The sequence below is a fragment of the Undibacterium sp. SXout7W genome (assembly GCF_049339385.1).
Taxonomy (GTDB): domain Bacteria; phylum Pseudomonadota; class Gammaproteobacteria; order Burkholderiales; family Burkholderiaceae_D; genus Undibacterium.
Map to the genome: position 1 here is coordinate 88,041 of NZ_JBMPPF010000015.1, position 23,686 is coordinate 111,726.

The 23,686-nt window shown below is 46.2% G+C and carries 19 protein-coding genes and 1 pseudogene; 14 read left to right on the plus strand and 6 right to left on the minus strand.

What is annotated here, in order from left to right:
• Nucleotides 1-131 precede the first annotated feature (131 nt).
• The 11 genes from ACO0LB_RS14475 (at nt 132) to ACO0LB_RS14525 (ending at nt 14,781) form a co-directional block, all read left to right on the plus strand.
• Entirely contained in the window at nt 132-2,558 is a 2,427-nt protein-coding gene (locus ACO0LB_RS14475; protein ID WP_423050230.1) for a TonB-dependent receptor domain-containing protein, read from the plus strand.
• Between the two features lie 289 nt (nt 2,559-2,847).
• Nucleotides 2,848-4,002, plus strand: a complete 1,155-nt coding sequence (locus ACO0LB_RS14480; RefSeq protein WP_423050320.1) for a BMP family lipoprotein — start codon at nt 2,848-2,850, stop codon at nt 4,000-4,002.
• On the plus strand, nt 3,999-5,645 hold the full coding sequence (locus ACO0LB_RS14485) for an ABC transporter ATP-binding protein (protein ID WP_423050232.1): 1,647 nt from the start codon (nt 3,999-4,001) through the stop codon (nt 5,643-5,645). The genes ACO0LB_RS14480 and ACO0LB_RS14485 overlap by 4 nt, the downstream gene beginning before the upstream one ends.
• Complete coding sequence (locus tag ACO0LB_RS14490; RefSeq protein WP_423050235.1) at nt 5,642-6,781, plus strand: ABC transporter permease; 1,140 nt, start codon at nt 5,642-5,644, stop codon at nt 6,779-6,781. Before ACO0LB_RS14485 ends, ACO0LB_RS14490 begins: the two co-directional genes overlap by 4 nt.
• Nucleotides 6,778-7,731: an ABC transporter permease gene (locus tag ACO0LB_RS14495; protein WP_423050237.1), complete on the plus strand. Its 954-nt coding sequence runs from the start codon at nt 6,778-6,780 to the stop codon at nt 7,729-7,731. Before ACO0LB_RS14490 ends, ACO0LB_RS14495 begins: the two co-directional genes overlap by 4 nt.
• A 58-nt stretch (nt 7,732-7,789) precedes the next feature.
• Nucleotides 7,790-8,869: an ADP-ribosylglycohydrolase family protein gene (locus ACO0LB_RS14500; protein ID WP_423050239.1), complete on the plus strand. Its 1,080-nt coding sequence runs from the start codon at nt 7,790-7,792 to the stop codon at nt 8,867-8,869.
• The gene (locus ACO0LB_RS14505; protein ID WP_423050241.1) at nt 8,856-9,818 is read left to right on the plus strand and encodes a carbohydrate kinase family protein; all 963 of its coding nucleotides are present in this window, start codon (nt 8,856-8,858) and stop codon (nt 9,816-9,818) included. Before ACO0LB_RS14500 ends, ACO0LB_RS14505 begins: the two co-directional genes overlap by 14 nt.
• A gap of 12 nt (nt 9,819-9,830) precedes the next feature.
• Nucleotides 9,831-10,796, plus strand: a complete 966-nt coding sequence (locus ACO0LB_RS14510; protein ID WP_423050243.1) for a ribokinase — start codon at nt 9,831-9,833, stop codon at nt 10,794-10,796.
• Nucleotides 10,793-11,728, plus strand: coding sequence for a nucleoside hydrolase (locus tag ACO0LB_RS14515; RefSeq protein ID WP_423050245.1), 936 nt, complete (start codon nt 10,793-10,795; stop codon nt 11,726-11,728). The genes ACO0LB_RS14510 and ACO0LB_RS14515 overlap by 4 nt, the downstream gene beginning before the upstream one ends.
• A 31-nt stretch (nt 11,729-11,759) precedes the next feature.
• Entirely contained in the window at nt 11,760-12,989 is a 1,230-nt protein-coding gene (locus ACO0LB_RS14520; protein WP_423050247.1) for an esterase-like activity of phytase family protein, read from the plus strand.
• 70 nt (nt 12,990-13,059) lie between these two features.
• Nucleotides 13,060-14,781, plus strand: coding sequence for a methyl-accepting chemotaxis protein (locus ACO0LB_RS14525; RefSeq protein ID WP_423050249.1), 1,722 nt, complete (start codon nt 13,060-13,062; stop codon nt 14,779-14,781).
• Between the two features lie 66 nt (nt 14,782-14,847).
• Here ACO0LB_RS14525 and ACO0LB_RS14530 read toward each other — a convergent pair whose 3' ends face one another.
• The 6 genes and pseudogenes from ACO0LB_RS14530 to ACO0LB_RS14555 all read right to left on the minus strand — a co-directional run bounded on the left by ACO0LB_RS14530 (nt 14,848) and on the right by ACO0LB_RS14555 (nt 20,165).
• Nucleotides 14,848-15,846 carry a ParB/RepB/Spo0J family partition protein gene (locus ACO0LB_RS14530; RefSeq protein ID WP_423050251.1) on the minus strand — a complete coding sequence of 333 codons (999 nt, stop codon included), beginning with the start codon at nt 15,844-15,846 and terminating at the stop codon, nt 14,848-14,850.
• The gene (locus ACO0LB_RS14535; RefSeq protein WP_423050253.1) at nt 15,843-16,856 is read right to left on the minus strand and encodes an AAA family ATPase; all 1,014 of its coding nucleotides are present in this window, start codon (nt 16,854-16,856) and stop codon (nt 15,843-15,845) included. Before ACO0LB_RS14535 ends, ACO0LB_RS14530 begins: the two co-directional genes overlap by 4 nt.
• 678 nt (nt 16,857-17,534) lie before the next feature.
• A pseudogene (locus ACO0LB_RS14540) lies at nt 17,535-17,903 on the minus strand (RNA-guided endonuclease InsQ/TnpB family protein); the annotation flags it as partial.
• Between the two features lie 274 nt (nt 17,904-18,177).
• A complete protein-coding gene (locus ACO0LB_RS14545; RefSeq protein WP_423050255.1) occupies nt 18,178-19,302 on the minus strand; it encodes a hypothetical protein in 1,125 nt (374 codons plus the stop codon).
• Between the two features lie 273 nt (nt 19,303-19,575).
• Complete coding sequence (locus ACO0LB_RS14550) at nt 19,576-19,776, minus strand: hypothetical protein (RefSeq protein ID WP_423050257.1); 201 nt, start codon at nt 19,774-19,776, stop codon at nt 19,576-19,578.
• 146 nt (nt 19,777-19,922) lie between these two features.
• Nucleotides 19,923-20,165 carry a hypothetical protein gene (locus ACO0LB_RS14555; RefSeq protein WP_423050259.1) on the minus strand — a complete coding sequence of 81 codons (243 nt, stop codon included), beginning with the start codon at nt 20,163-20,165 and terminating at the stop codon, nt 19,923-19,925.
• Nucleotides 20,166-20,288: 123 nt separating this feature from the next.
• Here ACO0LB_RS14555 and ACO0LB_RS14560 point away from each other — a divergent pair, with 123 nt between their 5' ends.
• The 3 genes from ACO0LB_RS14560 (at nt 20,289) to ACO0LB_RS14570 (ending at nt 22,570) form a co-directional block, all read left to right on the plus strand.
• Nucleotides 20,289-20,840, plus strand: coding sequence for a GNAT family N-acetyltransferase (locus tag ACO0LB_RS14560; RefSeq protein ID WP_423050261.1), 552 nt, complete (start codon nt 20,289-20,291; stop codon nt 20,838-20,840).
• Nucleotides 20,841-21,124: 284 nt separating this feature from the next.
• Nucleotides 21,125-21,952: a TylF/MycF family methyltransferase gene (locus tag ACO0LB_RS14565; RefSeq protein ID WP_423050263.1), complete on the plus strand. Its 828-nt coding sequence runs from the start codon at nt 21,125-21,127 to the stop codon at nt 21,950-21,952.
• A 276-nt stretch (nt 21,953-22,228) separates the two neighbouring features.
• Entirely contained in the window at nt 22,229-22,570 is a 342-nt protein-coding gene (locus ACO0LB_RS14570; RefSeq protein WP_423050265.1) for a hypothetical protein, read from the plus strand.
• Nucleotides 22,571-23,686: the final 1,116 nt, after the last annotated feature.

Consider the following 23,686-nt stretch of genomic DNA (forward strand, 5'->3'; position numbering starts at 1 on the left):
CAGCATTGGTAAAAATAAAGCACATCCCTGAATAATTTGCAGATCGGGCACCTTTGGAAAAGTCGTAAATTTACTAACTCAATGGAGGTTATATGTGCAAGAAAGTAAGGTTGCTGGCGGCAGGATCTGCCATGGCAATACAGTGGACGTCAACGGTGCTGGCGCAGGAAAATCTGCAAGGGACAGAGCCTGGTTTGACGAAGGTCGAGGTCATAGGACAATTGGTTGGTAAAGGTGAAGCGCGCGCCAACAGTGTCATTGATAAAGAAATTATTTTGCAGCAACCGGCGGGTCTTGATCCTTTGAAGTTGCTGAATCGTATTCCTGGTTTGCAGGTTGGTTCAAGTGATGCGTTGACAGGTAGTTTTTCTATGCGTCTGTCCATGCGTGGTCTGAACAAAGAACAGATTGGTGTGTCAGTAGATGGCATTCCGAATGGCTCTACATTATCCAACGGTGGCACTATGCCAACCAGATTATTGGATACGGCAAATTTGGTACGTATCGATGCATCACAGACAGCTGGAGACCTTGGCACGCCATCAAATCAAGCATTAGGTGGATTCATTGATTTCCGCACCAGAGATCCTTCGAAAGTGCGCGGCGGTGACGCTGAGGTCTCGATGGGTAGCTTTGGTTATCAGCGTGAATTCGTACGTTACGATACAGGTAAATTCGCTAACGGCCTGAGTGCTTATGGTGACTTGTCGCATTCTTATGTGCGTACTTGGCCGGGCGATCAATCTGGTCGCAGCCGTCGTGATCATGCTGATCTGCGCATCTTGCAAGAATTTGACGGTGGTTCTAGCTTGCGTGCGACGGTAAGTTATAACGACATGGCGGACAATGATTATGATGCTGTGGCATTGACTGCATTGAGTGCGCCATTTTACAAAAGTAATTTTCAGTCCAACCCTGGGACTGATGGTTTAACAGATAGATGGACTGGTGATCCTGCAATTGATCAGAATTATCGTGGTACAAGGGGCATCAATAGTCGCGAACTGTTTGCCCACCTGGATTGGACTTACAAGTTCGGTGAAACCAGTAAGTTAACTGTAAAACCGTACATGCATACCATGAATGGTAATGGCTGGTTCTATGTGCCTTATAAGCAATTGCCTACTAATGGTCAAGTGTACAGTGCTGTTCCAGATGCAGGAAAACCGGTTAGCACCGTTCAGGAATGTTATGCCAATCAATACCAGAAAACGGCAAACGGTGAGTTGATTCCGCTCGCTTCAGCTACTTTCCCGGCAGGTGTCACCGCGGCTTCTTTGAAGGCTGCCGGTTGCCCGGCGGCGGCTAAATATGCAATGAATCCGCAAAATGCCTGGGGCGCACGCGAAGCGACTTCACGCCGTAGTGACAACGAGATTAATCGTAAAGGATTTGTATCTGAGTTAAGCACAAATATCGGTGATGTTCACACTCTGCGCTTTGGTGGATGGTACGAAGATATCGATCGTAAAAAAGTACGAAATTGGTTCCAGGTAACTGATCCAACTCTCAGTAGTGCGTTTAATGAAAGTTCCTTGTATTCCGTCACCCAGGATAGACGTTACAAATCCAAAACGACGATGGCATATCTGCAAGACAAAATGAATTTGCTCAACGATACTCTGGAGTTGGATGTTGGTGTGACCTATCAACGTTTTAACGAGACCTATAAGTCCGCAGTCGAGTTCAATGGCACTCGTGAACTGACAGTGTCATCAGGGCTATTGCCAAAGCTCGCTACGCTGTATCGCTTAGGAAATGACTGGGAGTTGTTTGCTAGTGCATCTAAAAATTTTAGTGCCATCCCAGATAGCGTATTTGAAGGAACTGCTGCAGTAGATTCCAAAAACGGTATTAAACCAGAAACCTCGGTCAATAAAGATGCTGGTATTCGCTGGATTAAAGGTGCTTACGGACTGTCATTGTCTGTTTATAAGATAGATTATCGTGACCGGATTTCTATTCAGAATGGCAATCCGAATGGCGATATTTTTTCTCGTGATGCTACGACCACATTCCAGAATCAAGGAGGTATCAGTTCAAGTGGCGCAGAGATTAGTGGACGTGCTGGATTTGGCAATATTGAACTGACCGGAAATTATTCGTATAACGATGCACATTATGTCTCCGATACTGTTGCTGAGGGTATTAAAGCGGGTGATCCGGTATTGGGTGCTGCTAAACATAATGCTTTTGTTGAAGTAAGCTGGAAGCCATCACAGACATGGCGATTGGCTGCTAATGCGAAGTATATCGGTGAATCTGCAGGTACCTATAACGTTGTTCCCAATACCGTCATCACAGGTGGGCCTGCTGCTTATCCAAGAGAGTACATGCCTTCCTATACTCTGGTTGGATTGTCTGCCAGTTACCGACCAAGTGGCAGCATGATGGGGATGAGCAAATTTGAATTGGGATTCAATGTTGAAAATCTGTTCGATAAAAAATACCTGTCAGGTGTTGGGTCTGAGCTGACGACTTCGAACCCATTGACATCCGGACGTTATTTCCTGGGAAGCCCGAGAACTATGTTTTTCACAGTACGCGCTCATATGTAAATTGACTACATTCTTGGTATAGTTAATTTTACAAAATAGATAAGAATCCTGCTCAAACAATGAGCAAGTAATACACCAGTACTGGATTGATTTTGGCGACAAATAAGTTCGGTACTGGTAAATCAATTCTTAATAAAATGCCGATAAGTATTGTTTTGTAAGAGTACAAGGTCTGTGACCATATTCCATATCCACTGGACGAGCGTTGCATTTGCATTCCTGCCTATGCAGGTTGCAATGTATCCCATTCATACAGTTTCTTGAATCATTGATTGTGAGATGTAGTGTGATGAATTTTTTCAAGACATTGATTTCGCAATTAGCGTGGGCGGCAGGTATTTTGCTGCTGCTGTACGGTGTTGCCGCAATGGGCAGGCTTGCTGAAGGCAGTAAATCTCGCCAGGTTCAATTACGTGTTGCATTGTTCATCAACGGTTCACTGGGGGATAAATCATTCTTCGATTCCGCAGTCAGTGGTTTGTATGCAGCAAAAAAGGACTTTCCCATCATGGCGAAGGTCATTGAAGGTGGAACAGATCCCATGCGCTGGGAATCGGCTCTGACAGACTTGGCGGATAGTGGTGATTATGACCTGATCATTGCTGGTACCTATTCTATGGTTCCGTATGTACAAAAAATAGCCAGTGGCTTTCCCGCAATGAAGTTTGTGGTTTTCGATGCCAGTGTGGATTACGCAGCCTGTGCTTGCAAAAATGTGCATTCCATACTGTTTCGTCAAAATGAGGGCGCGTATTTGGCGGGCTATTTGGCCGCACGTCTGATGGAGACAGGATTGCCAGATGTCCAGGCTGGTAGCGGTCTGGGGGTGATTGGTGGAATGCCAATTCCTGTGGTTGACGATTTCGTCGGCGGATTCCTTTCTGGAGCTAAAGCTGCGGTTCACGATATTCATGTAATGACTCAATATGCCAATGCATTTTCAGACCCTGCTGTTGGCAAAGAAATTGCGAAAGCTCAGTATCAGCAAGGTATTGGGCTCATTTTTCATGCCGCAGGAGCAACTGGGCAAGGCGTCAATGAAGCGGCCGAAGAGGCTCGAGGTTACGTGATTGGAGTGGATATGGATCAGTATGCTTTGTATGAAAAATCCAATCCTTCTCGCGCAGCTCGTATCGTTACTTCAGTCATGAAAGATGTCGGTATTAGTATCTACCGTTCAATACAGCAAGAATTAAATGGGCAAACCACCTATGGAAAAGTGGTATCTCTGGGGCTGGCTGAAGGTGGTATCAAGTTGGCGCGTAATTCCAAAGTGATGGCAAATACAAGACCGGCTATTGTGCAGGCGGTCAATGATCAGGAGCGCGCGATTATTTTACGTAAGGTCATTGTTCCCAGTGTTTTTGGAATGCATGAGACCTCTGTGACGAGCACGAACTCTACGCATACTTTGCCTTCAACCGATAAGGTGAGCAAACAATGATGATGAACTTGTCTGAACAAGACGACTACTCTGTGAGCAAACCGGATCTGATCTTGCAAGCAAACACTATGGTGGAATTACGCGGCATATCAAAGCGCTACGCCAACGGTAATCTGGCCAGTGACAATATCAGCATCTGCATACAGCAAGGTGAAATTCACGCAATTATTGGTGAAAATGGTGCGGGTAAATCTACTTTGATGAAAATGCTGTATGGCATGGAAAAGCCAGATACAGGCGCAATAATCATCAATGGCCAAACTTGTCTCTTTCAGCAACCTGCAGATGCTATTGCCGCAGGCGTCGGTCTTGTTCCACAACATTTACAGTTATTACCTTCTTTTACCGTTGCACAAAATATAGTGTTGGGGCACGAGCCCAAAAAGGGCTTGTGGATTGACGATGCACGTGCTGTGGCTGATGTATTAGCCACTGCGCATCAATATGGATTGGATATCGATCCAAAAGCCATTGTTGCGACTCTCTCTCTGGGGGAACAGCAACGTGTGGAAATTATTAAAACTCTGTATCGAGGCGCAAGCGTTATCTTGCTCGATGAGCCCACTGCGGTATTGAGTCCGCAAGAAGCGGAAGCCTTGTTTGTCACTCTGCGAAAACTGGTCAAACTAGGCGTTACTATCATTCTGATTACACACAAGTTGATGGAAGTACGCGAAGTTGCACATCGATTCACTGTGTTGCGCAATGGCAGAGTCACCGGGATGGGGGAGTCCGGAACTATCAGCGATGAGCAGATGACGCAAATGATCGTCGGTCGTCCACTCAAATCAATCCGAGTCAGAGCCAAGAAAAAGCATGACCCTTTAGCCGATCCTTTGATCACAGTCAGAAATATCTCGCTGACTCATGGGAAAGTCCTTAGTAAGTTGCATGGTCTTTGTTTTGATATCGCACCAGGTGAAATTTTGGGTGTTGCCGGTGTTGAGGGGAATGGCCAAAATCTGCTTGCGGAGATTGTCAGTGGGCTGACTAAACCAGATACAGGCGATATTGCCATCGCCGGAGTAAGCTATTCGGGGAAAGGTATCAGGGCCGCCAGGATGCATGGTGTTGCCTCTATTCCTGAGGACAGATTACACAACGGCATTGCAAAAAATATGAGTCTTATTGAAAACGTCATCGCCGTTGATTATCACAAGGCAACGTTGTCACGTATGGGTGTACTGGATATGCAAGCCGCCAGAAACATGACCGTCGACATTATAGAAAAATTCAAAGTAGTTGCTCATTCCCCCGAACTGTCCATCGGCTCTTTGTCAGGTGGCAATATGCAGAAACTGATCATGGGGCGTGAGCTGTCAACCTCACCCAGATTACTTGTTGCCAGCCAGCCGACTCGGGGCGTAGATATTGGTTCCACTCAGGATTTGCATCAACACTTACAGGATTTATGTAAAAGTGGCGCAGCGATCTTGCTTATCTCTGCAGACATAGACGAAATATTGACGTTGTCGGATCGGATTATGGTGATGTTTCAGGGGCAGATTGTCGCTCATTTTAAAAATGAAAATCTCACCGCGCAGGATTTGGGGGCGTTCATGACGGGAAGTAAGCGGCACGAAGGTGTACAGGCAATGCTAACTTCGCCATTGACTAACCCAACCCTCAAGGCGGCAGTATGAGTTTGCCATCTGGACTGTCTGATCAGCAATCTGATCTTGCTTTGATGCACCGTCTGCGTCTGCCTGTGGCAATTATTTTTGCTTTGGCGGTTGGTTTCGTTGTTACGGCAATATTCAGCAAAGAACCAGTGCGTGCATTCATTATTTTGATTACCGGTGCCTTGCCGGATATTCAATGGAGTGAAACAAGTGGTTGGCACATCATGCGAGTAGTGCGATTTTGTTCTGCTCTTGAAGATGCGATCACATTGACATTCTTAGGATTGGCAATTGCGATACCTTTCCGCGCAAGGCAATTTTCATTGGGTGCCGATGGCCAGATGTTTTTATCTGCACTAATGGCGACGGTCGTGAGTCTCTATTTGCCTGGCCCTGGCTTTTTAGTATTACCAGCGGCGTTTTGTGCAGCCATCTTCACCGGTTTTCTTTGGGGCTTACTACCTGGCTTATTGAAAGCTCGTTATCAGGCCAATGAAATTGTCACAACTCTGATGTTGAACCTGATTGCGATACAATTTTTTCGCTTTGTCATTGCGGTGTACCTACGCGATCCGAATGCTGGTTTTTTAGCCAGTGCAGTCATCCCGACGGCTACGATATTACCGAGCCTGATTCCGCAAACTAACCTGTCTGCCATGATCTTTATGGTTCCTGTGGTGGCAGCAGCGGCATGGTGGTGGTTGAACAGAACAACGCCAGGATATGAGATTCGTACCGTAGGTGAGGCACCTGATTTTGCCAAACAGGCAGGTATGCCGGTACATCGCGCCATCATTTTGTCGATGGCGACGGGTGGCATATTTGCTGCATTTGCAGGTATTCATATCAGCAATGCTTTGCTGAAACGATTACCCGTAGACATGGCGCCGGGCCTGGGATTTGATGGACTGGTAGTCGCACTTCTTGCACGTAATGATCCCAAAAATATTCCTCTCTCAGCTTTCTTTTATGCTTACCTGCGGACCGGGGCGCAGGCCATGGAGCGCGGCAGTGATGTCTCGAGAGAGATCGTTATGCTGATTCAGGCATTCATGATTTTATTCATTGTTGCTGACCGTTTGTTGCCGATCGCCTTCCCTCAATTGATTCGCAGCACTCTATTCCGATTTGGCAAACTTCGTGGAGTCAAACAATGAATATAGATACCTTGGCATGGATCAGTTTAGTCATCAGTGTTCTGGTGGCGATCTTGCGTGCATCTACGCCTATTATCTTTGCTACTCTTGGTGGTCTGATCTCGGATTTGGCGGGTAGCATCAATGTTGCCTTGGAAGGCTTGATGTTAGTAGCGGCATTCTTCGGTGTGATCGTCTCTATTTACGCGCCAGGCTGGTTTCCCGGGATGGCCGAATGGATATATCCCTGGTTGGGATGTCTTGCCGGTATTACTGCTGCGTTATTGTTAACTGGTTTGCTGGCAGTGTTTTATCTGGAATTGAATGCTGATCTGATTGTTGCTGGTATTGCGATCAATATTCTTGCCTCCGGCTTAACGGTATTCCTTTTACTGACCATTGTTGGTGACAAGGGCTCGACTGCTGGGCTGAACAGCCATCCATTGCCCTCAATACACATCCCCGGTCTGGATGCTTTTCCTGTTCTTGAATTGTTGTTGAATGGTGAAGCTCACAAAGGTCATCATGTCCTGATGATCGGAGCGCTATTCAGCGTATTCCTGATATCGCGGTTTTTGTACCGTACACGCTATGGCACATGGATCAGAGCCGTTGGTGAAAATCGCGAAGCTGCATTGGCTGCCGGGATTCCAGTCAAGCGTGTTCAGTACGTGGCATTTTTCCTGAGTGGACTGTTGGCTGCGCTAGGAGGTATTTATCTCAGTATGGGATATCTGACTCTCTTCCAGACTGAGATGACGGCTGGTCGAGGTTTTCTGGCGCTGGCGGCTATTTTTCTCGGCGCACGTCGTCCATTTGGCAGCTTTGCCGCCGCCATACTATTTGGTGCCACAACTGTACTTGCAACGCGCCTTGGCAGTTTTCAATTGCCGACGGAGCTGGTTTTCATGCTACCTCCGGCAATCACTATTTTGATGTTGGTCATGGTGGGGTGGCGTCGATCTGTATGAATAACAGAAGACCTTAAACGATATCAACGGTGATGACATTTTTCTGGAGGAACACCAAGTGCTACCAAATCAATTAAAAGATCGCATCTTTGCATCCCTGGCGTTGGCTGGTATGGGGGATGCACTGGGCGCGCCCACCGAGCAATGGACTATTGACGAAATTCGCTCAACACACGGCGGCCTGGTCACTGCTTTTACCGCACCCACAGCCGACACTTTCGCTGGTGCGCAAAATGGTAAATATGCTGAGGTAACCGATGATGCCAGTCAGATGTATTTTCTCGCCAGAGCGATGATTGCAGGACATGGCCCCCTGGATCAGGAACATTGGATCAATTGTTTGCTGGATTGGGCACAGCACAGCCCAAAAGCCGGATTCATGGGGCCAAGTACTGAGAGCATGGTCAAAGCACTTCTCGATGGTAGCGATACGGCAAAAGTCGGTGTCATCGGTAACTCTTTACGCAAAATGACAACGGTCGGAACCACCAATGGTGCTGCCATGCGCGTTGCACCGGCAGGTATGATTTTTCCGGGAAATATTGAGGCCGCATGCCAGCAGGCATTAATTACCTGCTTACCGTCACATGATACCGATGTCGCCATTTCGGCTGCGTGCGCAATCGCTGCCGCAGTATCAAAGGCTTTGGTATCGGGAACACTGAGAGAGGTTATTGCCGCCTCTTTAGAAGGTGGAAAAATCGGTGAACAATTGGCGGCACAACATGCCCGCATAGTTGCTGGACCTCACTTTTTGTCGCGACTAGAAATGGCTTTGCAGATTGCCGACGAATCAACGAGCGACTATGCATTCATGATGAAGATGGAAAAGCTGGTTGGTAATTCCGTATTGGCCGCAGAATCGGTTCCCGCAGCGTTAGGAGTGGTCGCATATGCCAATGGAGATCCTATGCGAACGATTTCTATCTGTGCGTCGATTGGTAACGATACAGACTCCATTGCCACCATGGCAGGTTCCATCGTCGGAGCGATGGCGGGTACGGCAGCCTTGCCACAACAACTGCTGGCTGAATTTATTTCTGCCAACGCTGCCGAGTTTGATCTGGATGCTCTGGCCATGGGCTTAGCTGATATCGCCTTTAAAAATGTCGAGAATGAAAAACATGAAACCAGATGACAATGAGCAGATACAAAGGGAAGGCAAGAAACGCCGGTGGGATATTCTGTCCTTTGGTGATCCGGTAGCAGATCTTGTTTTTGGCGTTAGTTTGCCACCGCACAATGGCGAAAAAGTTCTTGGACGCTCGCTTGGTATATGGCCCGGTGGAACTACTGCCAACCTCGCATGTGCTGTATCCAAAATTGGCCTTCAGGCTGCTATTTATGGAAGAGTGGGTGACGATGGGTATGCAGCAATATTGCGTGCATCATTCTCAGACTTTGCAGTCAATACTGATTATCTGGAAACCGTAAAACAGAGTAGTTCTTCACTCGCGATCAACATGTTATCGGATTCGGGGGAGAAGTCCATTGTCTTCATTCCCACAAAAGCTGAACCGCTAAACGAAATGCGGCTGCGAGAAGCAATGCAGCAAACGCAGATCGTCTATGCCATGCCCTATGACCTTGAGGAACTTGATACGCTCAGTCGATTAGCTAGGGCAGAGACTGTTCTGGTTGCTATTGATATTGAAGCTGCTGTCGCGCCTGATTATGCCGCGATGTGGGACCGGATATCTCGTGCTGACGTGGTGTTTTTTAATGAATCTGGGTTTATGGCTGGAACTGGAGAGTGTCCCAATGAAGAGTCCATCTCCCGGCTACTGGCAGCAGGTCCCCGTCTCATTGTTGTAACTTTGGGTGCTGGAGGTGCCATGGCTGCTAGCAAAAAAGGCTTTGCAAGACAAGCTGCATTTGCAACGCCTGTTATTGATACCACTGGCGCCGGAGATACTTTCAATGCTGTGTTTCTAGCTGCATATATAGAAGGGCAAACTTTGCAAGACACATTGCGCTTTGCCTGTGCGGCTGCCAGCAAAACTGTAGCAACCATGGGAGCGCGTGCCGGAATGCCGACACGTGACGAGATACTCTCAGCACTGTCAGGTGATGTATACAACTTATAGAAAGAAAATAAAATGGTCACAGTATTTGGTTCGATTAATCTTGATGTCTCAGTTCCAACTAAACATTTGCCCAATGTTGGTGAAACAGTTATGGGTGGCGCAGCGCTAATTTCACCCGGGGGGAAAGGTGCTAATCAGGCACATGCTGCTCGACTGTTTGACGTGCCTACGCGTCTTTTTGGCGTAGTGGGGCAAGACGCATTCGCTGAGCCGGCATTGGCCTCGCTCTCGAATATCGGTGTTGATATCACGGGAATCACAAGTACTGCGTCTCAAAGAACAGGCTTAGCTGTCATCACGGTCAATGAAAATGGCGATAATTCCATAGTGGTCTCAGCAGGAGCCAATCTGGAAGCATATTCTGCAATGGTATCTGACCATATTCTAGATGAAACCCGTGTCCTGTTATTGCAGTTGGAAGTACCCGCTGCTGAGTCTTTCAGATTAGCGCACCGTGCCAGACAACGCGGTTGCAAGGTAATACTGAATGTTTCTCCTATATCTGATGCAGTAGATATCGATTTCTCGGCAATCGATATCCTGATTGTCAATGAAATAGAAATCGAGCAAATTAGTCGGCGACTTGGCATTACTGCCACCGATTCAGTTGGTTTGGCAGTGGCAGTGTCACAAGCTCACAATGTAGATGTACTTGTCACCATGGGAGAAAATGGTTCGGTGCTGTCGCAAACGGATGATCGATTGTTCGTCACACCTACGATGCAAGTAACACCAATTGATACGACAGGCGCGGGTGATACTTATACAGGTGTTTTTGCGGCAGCCTTAGCGAGTGGTTCTTCGGCTGTGCAAGCGATGTCCAGCGCATCTGTGGCCGCAAGCCTTGTCTGTACGCGTCTCGGTGCACAGGCGGCACAATTTTCCCGTGAAGAGATAGAGAAACACTTAATCTCGGAGGCGCATACAACTGAGTTTGCGGCTGGATATGCAGACAATTACATCACGGGCTGCGCATGAGTAATGCAACATTCAATGCGACAGACATAGTCATCGATTGCGACCCCGGTATCGATGATGCCCTGGCATTACTATTAGCTGCTGCGAGTAGTCATTTGAACATGCTGGCAGTGACTACGGTTACTGGAAATCGTCCGGTGGCGTTGACTGCATACAACGCCCGCAACATTCTTGATCTCGCTCACAAACAGAATGTCCCCGTTTATGCTGGCGCGGAACGCTCTATTTTCGATGCTGGTTCGCGTTGTAACCTGGTACATGGAGAGGATGGACTTGGTGGATTAGACATACCAAGCACAGGAAAAATTTCTGCAGGTCATGCTGTATATCACCTGATCAGGTTACTGTCAGAACATCAGAGTAACAGCATTACCCTGATTGCCATTGGTCCGCTGACAAATTTAGCGCTTGCCGAACTTTTATCTCCCGGCATATTGCTGCGTGCAAGGAAAATCCTGATCATGGGCGGCGCATTGCGCTGTGCTGGCAATATCACACCGGCTGCTGAATTCAATTTTTATGCAGATCCGATAGCAGCCCAGATTGTGATGCAATCAGGCGCACAAATTGTCTTGTTCCCGTTGGATGTCACTAGTTCGGCAGTCATGTCGTCAGATTGGATTCGCTCCTTTGATCATATGGATAGCGCCTGTGGTAAGGCTGTTACTCATATGCTGGATGCATATTCCAAACTCGATCCTCTATTGCATGATGCTTGCCCAGTGGCATATTGCTTAGATGAGAGTTTGTTTTCAGGTGAATACTGCCGTGTTGAGATTGATTGCAGTTCTGAAGTAAGCGCAGGTCACTGCAAGGCTACTTTCTTTGACAGCAGCACCGACTCAATTTCGACAAACGTTCATGCCATGATCTACGTCAATAATGCAGCGTTATTGCCTCTGATTCACAAGCATATTTGTAATTTGCCATAGTACACTACAGAATACTCATTACGGAAAAACGATGACGATAGTCCAGAGCAATCTTCCAGGTAAACTGTTATTTCAACGCGCTAATTCTTTTAAGAGACTAAAGCGATTTTTGAATGTATTACCGATTTTGCTGGTGGTGGTTTCCATCAGTGCCTGTGTCACTACCACCGGCCAAATGGCCGCATTGCCGCACACGGTGGAAAACCTGCGTTTTATCGGTGAACAGCGTATTCCCCTGAAACATACTTATGAGGGGACGGTAGTCGGTGGCTTATCTGGTTTGGACTATGATCCTCGCTCAGGTAACTGGATACTTGAAAGTGATGATCGGTCTGACGTCAATGCTGCGCGATTTTATACAGCAAAATTGGACTACGACCAGTACAAATTTTCTAGCGTGACACTGACCGGCGTGAATTTTTTTAAGCAAGAAGATGGTAGCGTTTATCCTAATATTGAGCAACATGCCGCTCATAAAAAGGGAATGGTGCCCGATATTGAGAGCATACGATTTGACCCTCTCGATAGTACTGTTTGGTATGCCAGTGAAGGAAATCGAAAACTGGACATGCATCCCTTTGTTAGGCATGCGCAGGCCAATGGCAGCTATCTATCTACGTTGCCAACACCTGCCATGTTTAATGTCTCTAGCAAAGTAGAAATTGGATCGCGTAATAACTTAACTTTTGAAGGTTTGAGTTTTTCGCCAGACGGTAAGACCATATGGCTGGGAATGGAAGCACCTCTGTATCAGGACGGCGAAGTCGCCACGACGACAAAAGGCGCGTACTCGCGCATCACTCAGCTAGATCGCCAGGGGAAAATACTGGGACAGTTTGCATATCCACTGGATTCTATTCCCGTTGCTCCTGCCAAAGGGAAACTTGCTGATAATGGCCTCGCAGAGTTGTTGGCAATTAACGATCATCAGTTATTCGCAATAGAGCGCTCTGGCTCACAAGATAATGCCGGTGTTTTTCATTTCTACATACGTATTTATGAAATAGATGTGGATGGTGCCACGGATGTTGCTGATGTCACTGCTTTAAAAGCTACATCGTTTAAACCAGTCAAAAAGCGCTTGATTGTGAATCTGAATTCTTTAAAAGAACTGAAGGTGGTCGATAACATTGAGGGAATCGCCTGGGGTCACAAACTGGCAAATGGACACGACAGCATTGTTCTCGTGTCTGACGACAATTTTTCCGATACTCAGGTGACGCAATTTTTGGCATTCGAGGTATTGCCAAAAACACGATGACTGCATAGACGCAAACTGCATTCGCATAAAAGCGTCAAACAAATTTTATTCAAAGTAGTCATAAACAAATATGAAAAACTTAAAAATTGGTGTTCGCCTTGGTATCGCCTTTGGTGCATTGTTATTTTTGCTGACAATGGTTGCCTATATCGGCTGGTCTTCGCTCAGCAATACTAAAATGCAAGTTGATGTGATTGTCAACGAACACAATGCTGAAATCGCGGCTGCCAATGCTATGCGTGGAAATCTCAACATTGTTGCGCGAGCAGTACGTAACTACATTCTGTATTCAGAGAAAAATCTCAAACAGTCTCAATTGGAACGTATTGCTAACGCACGCCAGAAGTACGATGAAGATTTTAAGAAGTTGGGTTCGCTCATTCGTGACGAGAAGTCGAAGTTGTTATATACCGAACTTCAGGAACGTCGGAACGAGACACGACCTTTATATAACAAAATAATCGAGATGGTCGATGCTGGTAATTCTATCGAGGACGTAAGCGGTGTTTTGGGAACCACCGTTCAGCCATCCCAAGATAAATGGTTCAACATGATTGCAGAAATGATCGCGCTTCAGGAAAAATTGAACCGCGATGCGATCGAAAAAATGAATCAGGAATACGATTTTACGACAAACCTGTTATTGGTCTCGGTACTCGTTGCTGTAACGGCCGGCGCAATCCTGACATGGTTTATTACGCGTTCGATTACTGTGCCCATCAATCAAGCTGTGAAGCTTGCTCAAACTGTTGCTGCCGGTGATTTGACCAGCCACATCGAAGTCACCTCCGGAGATGAAGTCGGGCAGCTGCTGCAGGCGCTGAAAGACATGAATGGTAGTTTGCAGACGATCGTCGATCAGGTGCGTAGTGGCACGGATACCATCGCTACTGCTTCCAGCCAGATCGCCTCTGGTAATCTTGATCTTTCATCGCGTACAGAACAACAAGCAAGTTCGCTGGAAGAGACCGCATCTTCGATGGAAGAATTGACATCGACTGTCAAACAAAATAGTGACAACGCTCGTCAGGCTAACCAGTTGGCAGTATCGGCATCTGACGTGGCAGTGAAAGGCGGCATGGTTGTTGCGCAGGTAGTTGATACGATGGTGGCAATCAACGATTCAGCTAAAAAAATTGTTGATATCATCGGCGTCATTGATGGCATTGCATTCCAAACCAATATTCTCGCACTCAATGCGGCAGTCGAGGCGGCAAGAGCCGGTGAACAGGGCCGTGGCTTCGCAGTTGTAGCAAGTGAAGTCAGAACCCTGGCTCAACGCTCAGCTGGGGCAGCAAAGGAAATCAAAGCTCTGATCGGTGATTCAGTTGAAAAAGTCGACGCTGGTAGCAAGCTGGTCAATCACGCAGGAGCGACAATGGATGAGATAGTTGCCAGCGTTAAGCGCGTTACAGACATCATGGGCGAGATTACATCTGCCAGCAAGGAGCAGGAAGTCGGTATCGAACAGATCAACCAAGCTATCTCGGAGATGGATACGGTTACACAACAGAATGCAGCACTAGTGGAGCAGGCTGCCGCAGCAGCCGAATCGTTACAGGATCAGGCAGGTAATCTGGTGCAAGTAGTGAGTATATTCAAGGTAGATGGCATACACACAGCAAAGGCTACGTCTGTTGATGGGTTTAATTCCGTTGTGCGAGCTGCACCTGTCGTGATGCCATTTAAAAGAAAGCCGATACCAGTCAGAATCACTGCTAATAATAGTGTGAGGACCAGGAAATTTGCAAACGAGCAGGCGGCTACTAACGATGGATGGGAGGAGTTCTGACCCATAGTATCAATACAGCTTATTCGATCTAAGAAATTATTCCTCTGGAATAATTTCTAGACTGACTCAGTCTCTCTCCATGTGTACATAGCCCCTCAGAGCATCTGCAATTCGTTGAGCGACCTCGACGCTATCGAGTTCGCTGGCTTTGATTTTTACACTGATTTCATTACCTTTTTTCTGAGTGGTGAACATCGTTCTTCCGGCTTTGTCAGTGATAGTAATTTTGTCTGGATTATGGGGAAGCGAATTTCTCGCTTTTACCATTTGTTCTACCCAGCCTTTTAGCGAGTCTTGGGTTGCACCATCAGAAATTCTTTGTACACCTTGAAGAACAAGAGCCGACTCATCCGGGTGATCTTTCAGAAGCTGTAAAATTACTTGCGCAGTTCTACCCGTGATTAAATCTTCTTTGGCATCCAGCATTCGTAATACTTCGGCAGGAAGTCTCAGCATAGAAAGGCATCGCGATACGCTTGCCTGGTTTGTGCCAAACATTTTCGCAATGTCTTCTTGTGTTTTCGTGAATCCGCGTTCCTTCGATTTTTCATATAGACGCGCATGTTCATAGTCGGTGAGGCCTTCACTTGCCTCGTTATGAACCATCGTCGATTTTTCAGCGTCTTCGTCGGATAAACGCAAAACAATAGCCTGAATTGTTACCCAGCCTAAGGTGCGTGCTGCGCGCGTTCTTCTATGGCCTGCGATGAGTTCATATCGTCCATTTGCCATTTGCCGAACTTGAATACGTTCTTTTTGCCCTGCTGATGCGAGAGTGTGGGCAAGCTCATCAATTTTCGTTGGATCGTAATAAATTCTTGGCTGATATGGACTATCTTCAATCAGATTGACCGGAATATCTGCAAATTTTCCGTTGTCAACAACCAGGCCATTGTCTTGCGCAGATTGGTTGGTTGTACTGGCCGAGCTATTTTTTTGTGACTCATCTGGATTGGCGATAGTTGCCAAACTATCGAAACTTGGAAGACTCCCAGTGGGAGCCTGCGGGTTAATTCTTCCAGATTGAATCAAGCCGGATATTTTGATTGATTTATGGTTACTCATGATATTTTTGCACTCGGTGTTGATAGCTTTACTCCGTAAAGTTTGATCAGTGATTTAGTGACATCGATGATATCTCTGGCGCCAACACTATTTGGTTCCCGTTCCAGTACAGGTCCTGATCGCTCGTCACTATGTAAATCTGTTTCACGCAAAAAACCGACAAAGTCATGTATGACCGTATCGTTCAGTATATTGCCGTATTTGCTTGCCAGCATTTCTAATGATTCCTGGTGCGGGCGTTTTGTCTGGTTATATTTATTAACCACGACGTGTAGGTTTAAATTGAAGTCGCGGTGTTGAAATGCGCTATTGATTTCCAAGATATTGGATTCCAAAATGTCCATTGCTTTGAGAGATTGTGGTTCGGGCGTTACTACTGCTAGTAAGGTCTTACAAGCGACCATAAAGCTGGTGGTCAACAGGGATGACGAAGGCGCGCTATCAATAATGATTGCCTCATATCCCAGGAAAAATTCCCGTTCATTTTCAATCAAGCGTTGGAACACAGTTTCACGTCCCATGAGGGGCATCATCCAACTCTCAGCGTTTGCCATAGTAATGTCAGCCGGGATCAGATCAAGCATGCCATTTTGGTAAATTGACACAGTTGCATCTTTAATTCCGGATGGGCGTCCCTTTGAGAACCGCTCCATAATATCGCCGATGTGGGTGATTCTGGAATTGATGTCGACTCCAAACATCGTACTGATAGATGCTTGAGGATCCCCATCGATCAATAGCACTTTATGGCCAAATTGCGCCATACATGCCGCAATATTTGCTGCGACCGTTGTCTTGCCCACCCCACCTTTTGCCATTCTGGTATCAATGACTGGCGGCAGATTTTGCTGGCGTTCATCATACAAGCCAAGTAATTGAAGCCGGATAGCCCGTATTTCATGCGGTTGATAGTATTTGTGGCTATTGTCAGTTACTGGACTGTCTCTGAAAAGTTCACGAAATTTCTTATCGCTTCCTGTAAATCCAGAGAGCTCCTTAGCCAATTTCATCCTGACGCCTTCGTACTTGCGCATTGTTAACCTTGATGATTAAAGAATAATGCAGTCATATTAACTACATGAAAGATTTTTTGCAATTTAAATTGAAATAAAAAATCCAATTTAAAATAAAAGTATAAATATGATAAAAAGAGCTTGGTTCTTATTTTTTGATTCTATAAATTGAAAAATCTAATAGAGATATTTTATTAGATGAGCGCGTAACACTTGTCTTTCAGGTCGTGAATACCAACCTGGGAGGCGATAGTGTCCTTGCCTTTGTATTGATGCTCATAAATAGTTCGAAAAAATACAAGATGTATAAATCTACCGATCCATGTAGGTTTCAAGGGAGTTAAGGAAGAGCAAAGGGGACAAAAATACCTTGCTTTGTGTAGCGCATGTGCTACAGCAATAAAGTGCTGCAAATTGTTAAAACCAAAGACTATGTAGAATGGTTTGCTAAGCTATGGTAGCTCGTGCGGCCAGAATTGCTTCGGCGACAGATTTTTTGGAATCGACACGTGTTCAGTTTTCTACGCGAGTATCAAAAGCAAAGAATCGATTGAGTTCCGTCGAAACCGGAGTACTTGCCGGACCGGTAGCACACGGCACCGATAATTCACTTGATTGAAAAGCCACCTGGCCTCGCGCAAGGTAGTTTTTTTCGCCTATCGCCTTTGTGCGAAATTACGTTTGAATGCATTTACCAGAACTGAGCGTAAAGCTCGATCCTTCTTCACAGGCTAACAAGCGGTATCCCCGCTCTAAAATATTGATCGCGCCAACGACATCGGCGTGATTTTCGTAAGCGCAATCGACGCATAAGAATTTCGCTTGTGTTTGCCGATTGTCTTTCGATACATGGTCGCAGGTCGGGTACGTCTGGCTTGTATGGTGTGTCGGAACGGCCAGCAACATGCCACCGTGCCAAACTACCTTATACTCCAGTTGCCTTCTGAACTCACCCCACCCCTGATCAAGAATGGCGCGGTTCAAGCCTGACTTCTGTTTCACCATGTTGCCCGGTTGTTCGCTGTTGCCCTTGGCCGACCTGGATGATCCACCCCGGATCAACTGTCCTTATTTGATTTCAGCCCTGTTTCTTCTGACATTCAACAGAACAAACAGCCAAAGAAACCAACCGAGGCTACAAAGGCCAGACCCAATCAGCCACAGAAAATGGATACTGATCTGGATCTTGACTTTGATGAGTTGCCGCAAGATGCCGAAGACCATCTGGTCAATGCCTACCTTGCGATTGGTTGCCTACTATTTACTGGGTTGAATCTCCACTCAACCCAGCTTTACTTTAGCTAAGTACGTAATAGCATTAAAATACCACCGTAACTTTTCCAGCCGTCTTGAGTGTACTTGCATCATCATAGTCCGTAACTTCAACAGGTAATCCACGATCTACATAACCTTCACCTTTTTGCAATTTACTATAAAGATAGGCTGCACCTGCATTTTTTGGCCCATTAGGCCCACCTGCTGCCGAATCTGGATTATTAGGGTCATCAGAATGGTGGAAGCGATCATACGGCGCAACAATACCCCAATCCCCAACTTTTGCACCTGCTGGAGCACCATTGAGAATGTCACCTTGAAATCCTGAATGTTTGCCGTCACTGGAATAGATGCGCATGTTCGAGTTGGCACCGTAGATGTAGCTCATATCGAAATAAATTTCGTGATGTTGCTCATCGAATGTTAATTCTCCCTGATTCCAGACAGAGCCATCGCCTTTGGTACTCTTAAAATTCGGTTTGGATCCTGGTGCGAAAGTAATGTCAGCCGATTGTCCTGGAGGAATCGTGAATTCTCCGTTAAGAGGTGCTGTTTGCTTTACGCCAGGTGGCATCGTATCACCAGCACCCATGGTCAGATGAACAGTAATTGGCTCCGATGTGGTATTGCTGAACCTGACTGTATGCCAGTCTTCAGCATAGCTTGGTTGTGACGTAGTTGGTGTAGTTGATGTGGTTGTTGGTGTTGTTGGTGTTGTTGGTGTTGTTGGTGTTGTTGGTGTTGTTGGTGTTGTTGGTGTTGTTGGTGTTGTTGGTGTTGTTGGTGTTGTTGGTGTTGTTGGTGTTGTTGGTGTTGTTGGTGTTGTTGATGTTGTTGATGTTGTGGGTGTTGTGGGTGTTGTTCCCGTCACTGCAGGTGTCGATTCAGTAGTTGAACTTGAGTTATTGCCGCTATTGTTTAAACCTAAGCTCTGCATAATCAATGTCATGAGTTGCATCAGTATATTGAGCAGCGTTTGTATTATTGAATCCTGTGATCCGCCAATGTTATTTGAAGTATCTGAATTCAAGGCAGTACTTGGATTTCCGCCAATATCGCCAGAATTAAAGAATTGCGATAGCTCCGTGTTATTCGTTGACGTTGTAGTTGTCGGTACGTAGCTATTGTAAGAAGTAGTGTTCGTATTGGTGGTAGGAATGTTATTCATAGCACAAACCTTTATTAAGAAAAACAGTGTTTTCGATCATCAACATTCAGACTATGTGCTACCGAAAAAATTTTCGGTGTTTTGCGTAGGCACATCCGACTGATCAATTCATGTTCGCAACGATCTGTCGGGTTACACGCTCTGGCACAGAGTTGGCATGGCATTGATTTTGATACTGACAATATTGCCGCTTTTGCGAAACCTTGAAATCAGAATGCCGAGTTGAAGTTCTCACAAAAAGAGAGTCGCAGCCAGTAACGACTCTCATATCGCTTATTGCTGGTCGTTAACTTGCTTGGCCATGCTATGGAACATTTTCATTTTGTTCATCGCCATTCCTTGTGCAGCAGCCCAGAGACTCTGATCAATCTGTTCCTTAGTCATTTGCTGCATTTTTTGAACACCATCAAGATCAGATGTTCCTGCCCCTGGAATATTCGGCATTGGTTGATATAAGCTGGTTGAATTATTCATGATTGATTTCCTTAAATTGGAATACATAAAAGAAAGTTTTGTGTGGCGAACGTGAGGGCGAGGTAATGCCTCGCCCTCTACAAGTGCAGTACAAAACAATGTTTTCACATGTTTGTATCTGCACATACCACAATAAACTAACCGCTCTATTGCCCGATCGCCGAAACCATCGCTGCACCGCCTTTTTTCAGCAACTCGTTCAATGCTTTCACGCAATCCAGAATCATGTTGCATAGTGCTGCTACTTCTGCATTTTTTACCTGAATTGCCGTTGTTTGGAGCATCATTTGTCGTTGATTTGAGGCAATCGCCTCTTGCGCTGCCATGTTTGCTGCTGAGTCAGCAATACTTGCTGCTGCCACGCCACCTGCTGCTGCACCTGCACCCATAATTTTCTCCTGGTTAATGAAATGAAATGAAGTGATCGATTGTGTCGCTACAGTTCAAATGCAATCGTCTTGATTATGTGAATTGGCAATGCAAAATAGTTCCATGCAAAGATAAATAATTGAATGGAACAAAACATCGCACAAGAGTTACTCATCGTTCGAGCTTCCATGATGAATCAGTCTCATCATGGCTTACGCCAGAAAATACACTGTGAAGTGATCGGAAGGATGGGATTGATGGATACACTGAGAATGACAGATAAAGCCGATCTCAAGGTTTTTTATGATGCAGATATGCGCATCTATACACCTGAATGGGTTGAAGCACATGGTATCAGTGAGGAAGATTTTATTGCTTATTATCGCGACTCTCCCTCAATTGGTTTTGAGTGTGGGAATGTCCCGTTTGGCGGAGCTATTCTGCATGGGAACGATATCCATGTCGCCATATTGCCCGAGTTTCATGGCAAATGGGCCACCTTACTACCATCCGCGCTGGAGTGGATATTTTCCCAAAGAGATGAGGTCTTCGGTAAAGCGCACCGAGCCAATCGCCAGAGTCTGCGGTTCATTCGACGATTTGGCTGCAAACTTATCAGAAGTGATGAGCATTTCCTCATTTTTAGCATTTCCCGGGCAGAAATACCGCCTGCATTGAGACGCTCAAATAAGTAATAGGACTGACGCAAAATTGTTCCAGCAAGGCATGGCGACGAAGGCAGTACGCTTGTACGACAAGGAGCCATAACGCTGCTGGGGCGGTTTTGCGTAAGTCCTAAATAAAACAGAAAGAGCCTGACTAGTTTTTAGCATCAGCTCACAGTTCTCTCAATGAAGTGATTTACGTTGATGAACCTCTATTTAGAGAAGTGCTTACTGTTTTTTTTGAGAACCTCATTTTCCATTTTCCATTTTCCATTTTCAGTTTACTTTTTAATTTGATGTTCCAAGGAAAAATCATGTCAGAAAAATCTCAAATGCTTTATCTGGAACTGTTGAAGAAAACACTTTCCTTCACCTTGTGGCCAGAACCGCCGATTCCAGTCAAGGCCTTTAATTACCTGCAGCCACCGTTAAAGCGTTTCTGGTTTTCTTTACTCTCCCGTGTATTGAAACTTGGTCAGTTTCAGCTTGTGCGCGATTTTCACTACAAACCAGCTCAGCGTTATGAAGGTCAAATCTGGCCTTCCTGTGCAGATACCATGATAGGCATGAAGCGACTCGATAATCTGCAGGCTGCGATCGAAACCGTGATTCGTGAAGGCATAGAAGGAGACCTGATCGAAACCGGTGTCTGGCGCGGCGGAGCCTGCATTTTTATGCGAGCTGTACTTGCTGCCAATGATGTGCAAAATCGGCGTATTTTTGTTGCTGATTCATTTCAGGGGTTACCTGAGCCTGATGATAAATATGCCCTGGATCAGGGTGATACACATCATCAGCATCGCTTTCTCGCCGTATCACGTCAGGACGTCGAAAACAACTTCCGTCGCTATGGTTTGCTGGATGACAAAGTAGTGTTTCTACAAGGATGGTTTAAAGATACATTGCCGTCTGCCCCCATTGAAAAACTATCTGTTCTGCGGCTTGATGGCGACATGTATGAATCCACGATGGATGCACTAATTCACCTTTATCCCAAACTCTCCAGCGGCGGATTCTGCATCATTGATGATTACGCACTTCCCGCATGTCGCGCGGCGGTCAATGATTTCAGGGCGGAACACGGTATCACCTCAACTTTGCACGCCATCGACTGGACAGGCACTTTCTGGCGCAAAGACTGAGACAAAATAAAGATAGGACTTACGCAAAACCGCCCCAGCGGCGTTATGGCTCCTTGTCGTACAAGCGTACTGCCTTCGTCGCCATACCTTGCTGGAACAATTTTGCGTAAGTCCTAGAACAAAAACAAACAGGCATAAAGCGGGACAAAAGCATCTGGGTGAAAAAAATTAGTCTCGCATGGAACTTTTCAGTAATAGATACCACTCATTTTTACCGCACTGGCAACGCAGGCTGGCGGCAAGCCACCATCAATTAACCAAGGACAGGAGAATATTATGGCGACAGTAGACGGACAGCAAATCAACATCGAAAAAATGGAGAAAAACAAATACGACGACCAGACGTTGTACCTCACTAATGGCTTGATATTTCGTTGTAAATATGATGTTTGCAGCAATCAGACGATTAGCAGCATGTATGCCCCAACAGGTGAACTGCTCAGTTCTTTGCCATCATCCTCACCAGGTAATTTTGTTCGTGAAGAACTGGAAAAAATGGAGGCATTGCTGGATTCGCACGAAGCCATCGAAGACATTCGTGATCGAGCCCTGTCTAACGTTGGTGTGAATACTTCTGATGCGAATAAAGCAGAGTTTGCTGAGCAAGCGTGGAACTGAAATACTGAGATTCAGTGCAATACAGAAGTGGTCTGAGAATTAATTTTGTACATTTAAGGAGAATATAATGGCCGTAACGCCCCCAGCAGGATTTCATCAGGTTGATTATGGTACCAACAAGGCAGGTACCGGTACAGGTAAAAATGGTGAAGTCATGTTTAAAAAAGACGATAGTGATATCACCATCCTGGAAGTTAACGAAGGAAACAAAACTGTCGCCATAGAATTTGATGATAATCACGTCATTGGATATGCGGATAATATCGATCCTAATAATTCCAGTGGCTGGAAATTTGTTGAGGGCACCACTGGCAGCAATGGTCAGCCGGATAATCAAGCATTAGACGCGATCAATAGAGCGAAAGATGCCAAAAATCAGGCGAATGCGCAGCAACAGCAAACGCAGCAACCACAACCACAACCACAACCACAACCACAACCACAACCACAACCACAACCACAACAACAACAACAACAACCGCAGCCAACCGCTAATGTGAACACACAACAAGCGTTGCAAAACCTGACTGGTAATCAGAAGGTCTGGGACATGGCAGCACAACTCAGTGGTAATAAGGCTGGCGGTGCGGTGACGGAAGAAGGTCTGAGGAAAATGGCTGCGCTGGATGATAAGGATCCGCAATGGGCACAATATGGTGTCACCGGCGCAGATATTCAGGCAGCGAACAAAGCTGCGACGCAGGTTGTGGGAGATTCACAAGCATTGTCAGCACTCAAAGCGGCTCCGGGCGGCATGACCAAAGATAACTGCAATTACTATGCAACGAATGGTAAAGCACCTACGACAGGAACGAATGGTACAAACACCACCACTGGCGTAAGCACATCGCAAGCGTTGCAAAATCTGACTGGTAATCAGAAGGTCTGGGACATGGCAGCGCAACTTAGTGGTAATAAGGCTGGAGGTGCGGTGACGGAAGAAGGCCTGAAGAAAATGGCTGCGCTGGATGATAAGGATCCGCAATGGGCACAATATGGTGTCACCGGCGCAGATATTCAGGCAGCGAACAAAGCTGCGACGCAGGTTGTGGGAGATTCACAAGCATTGTCAGCACTCAAAGCGGCTCCGGGCGGCATGACCAAAGATAACTGCAA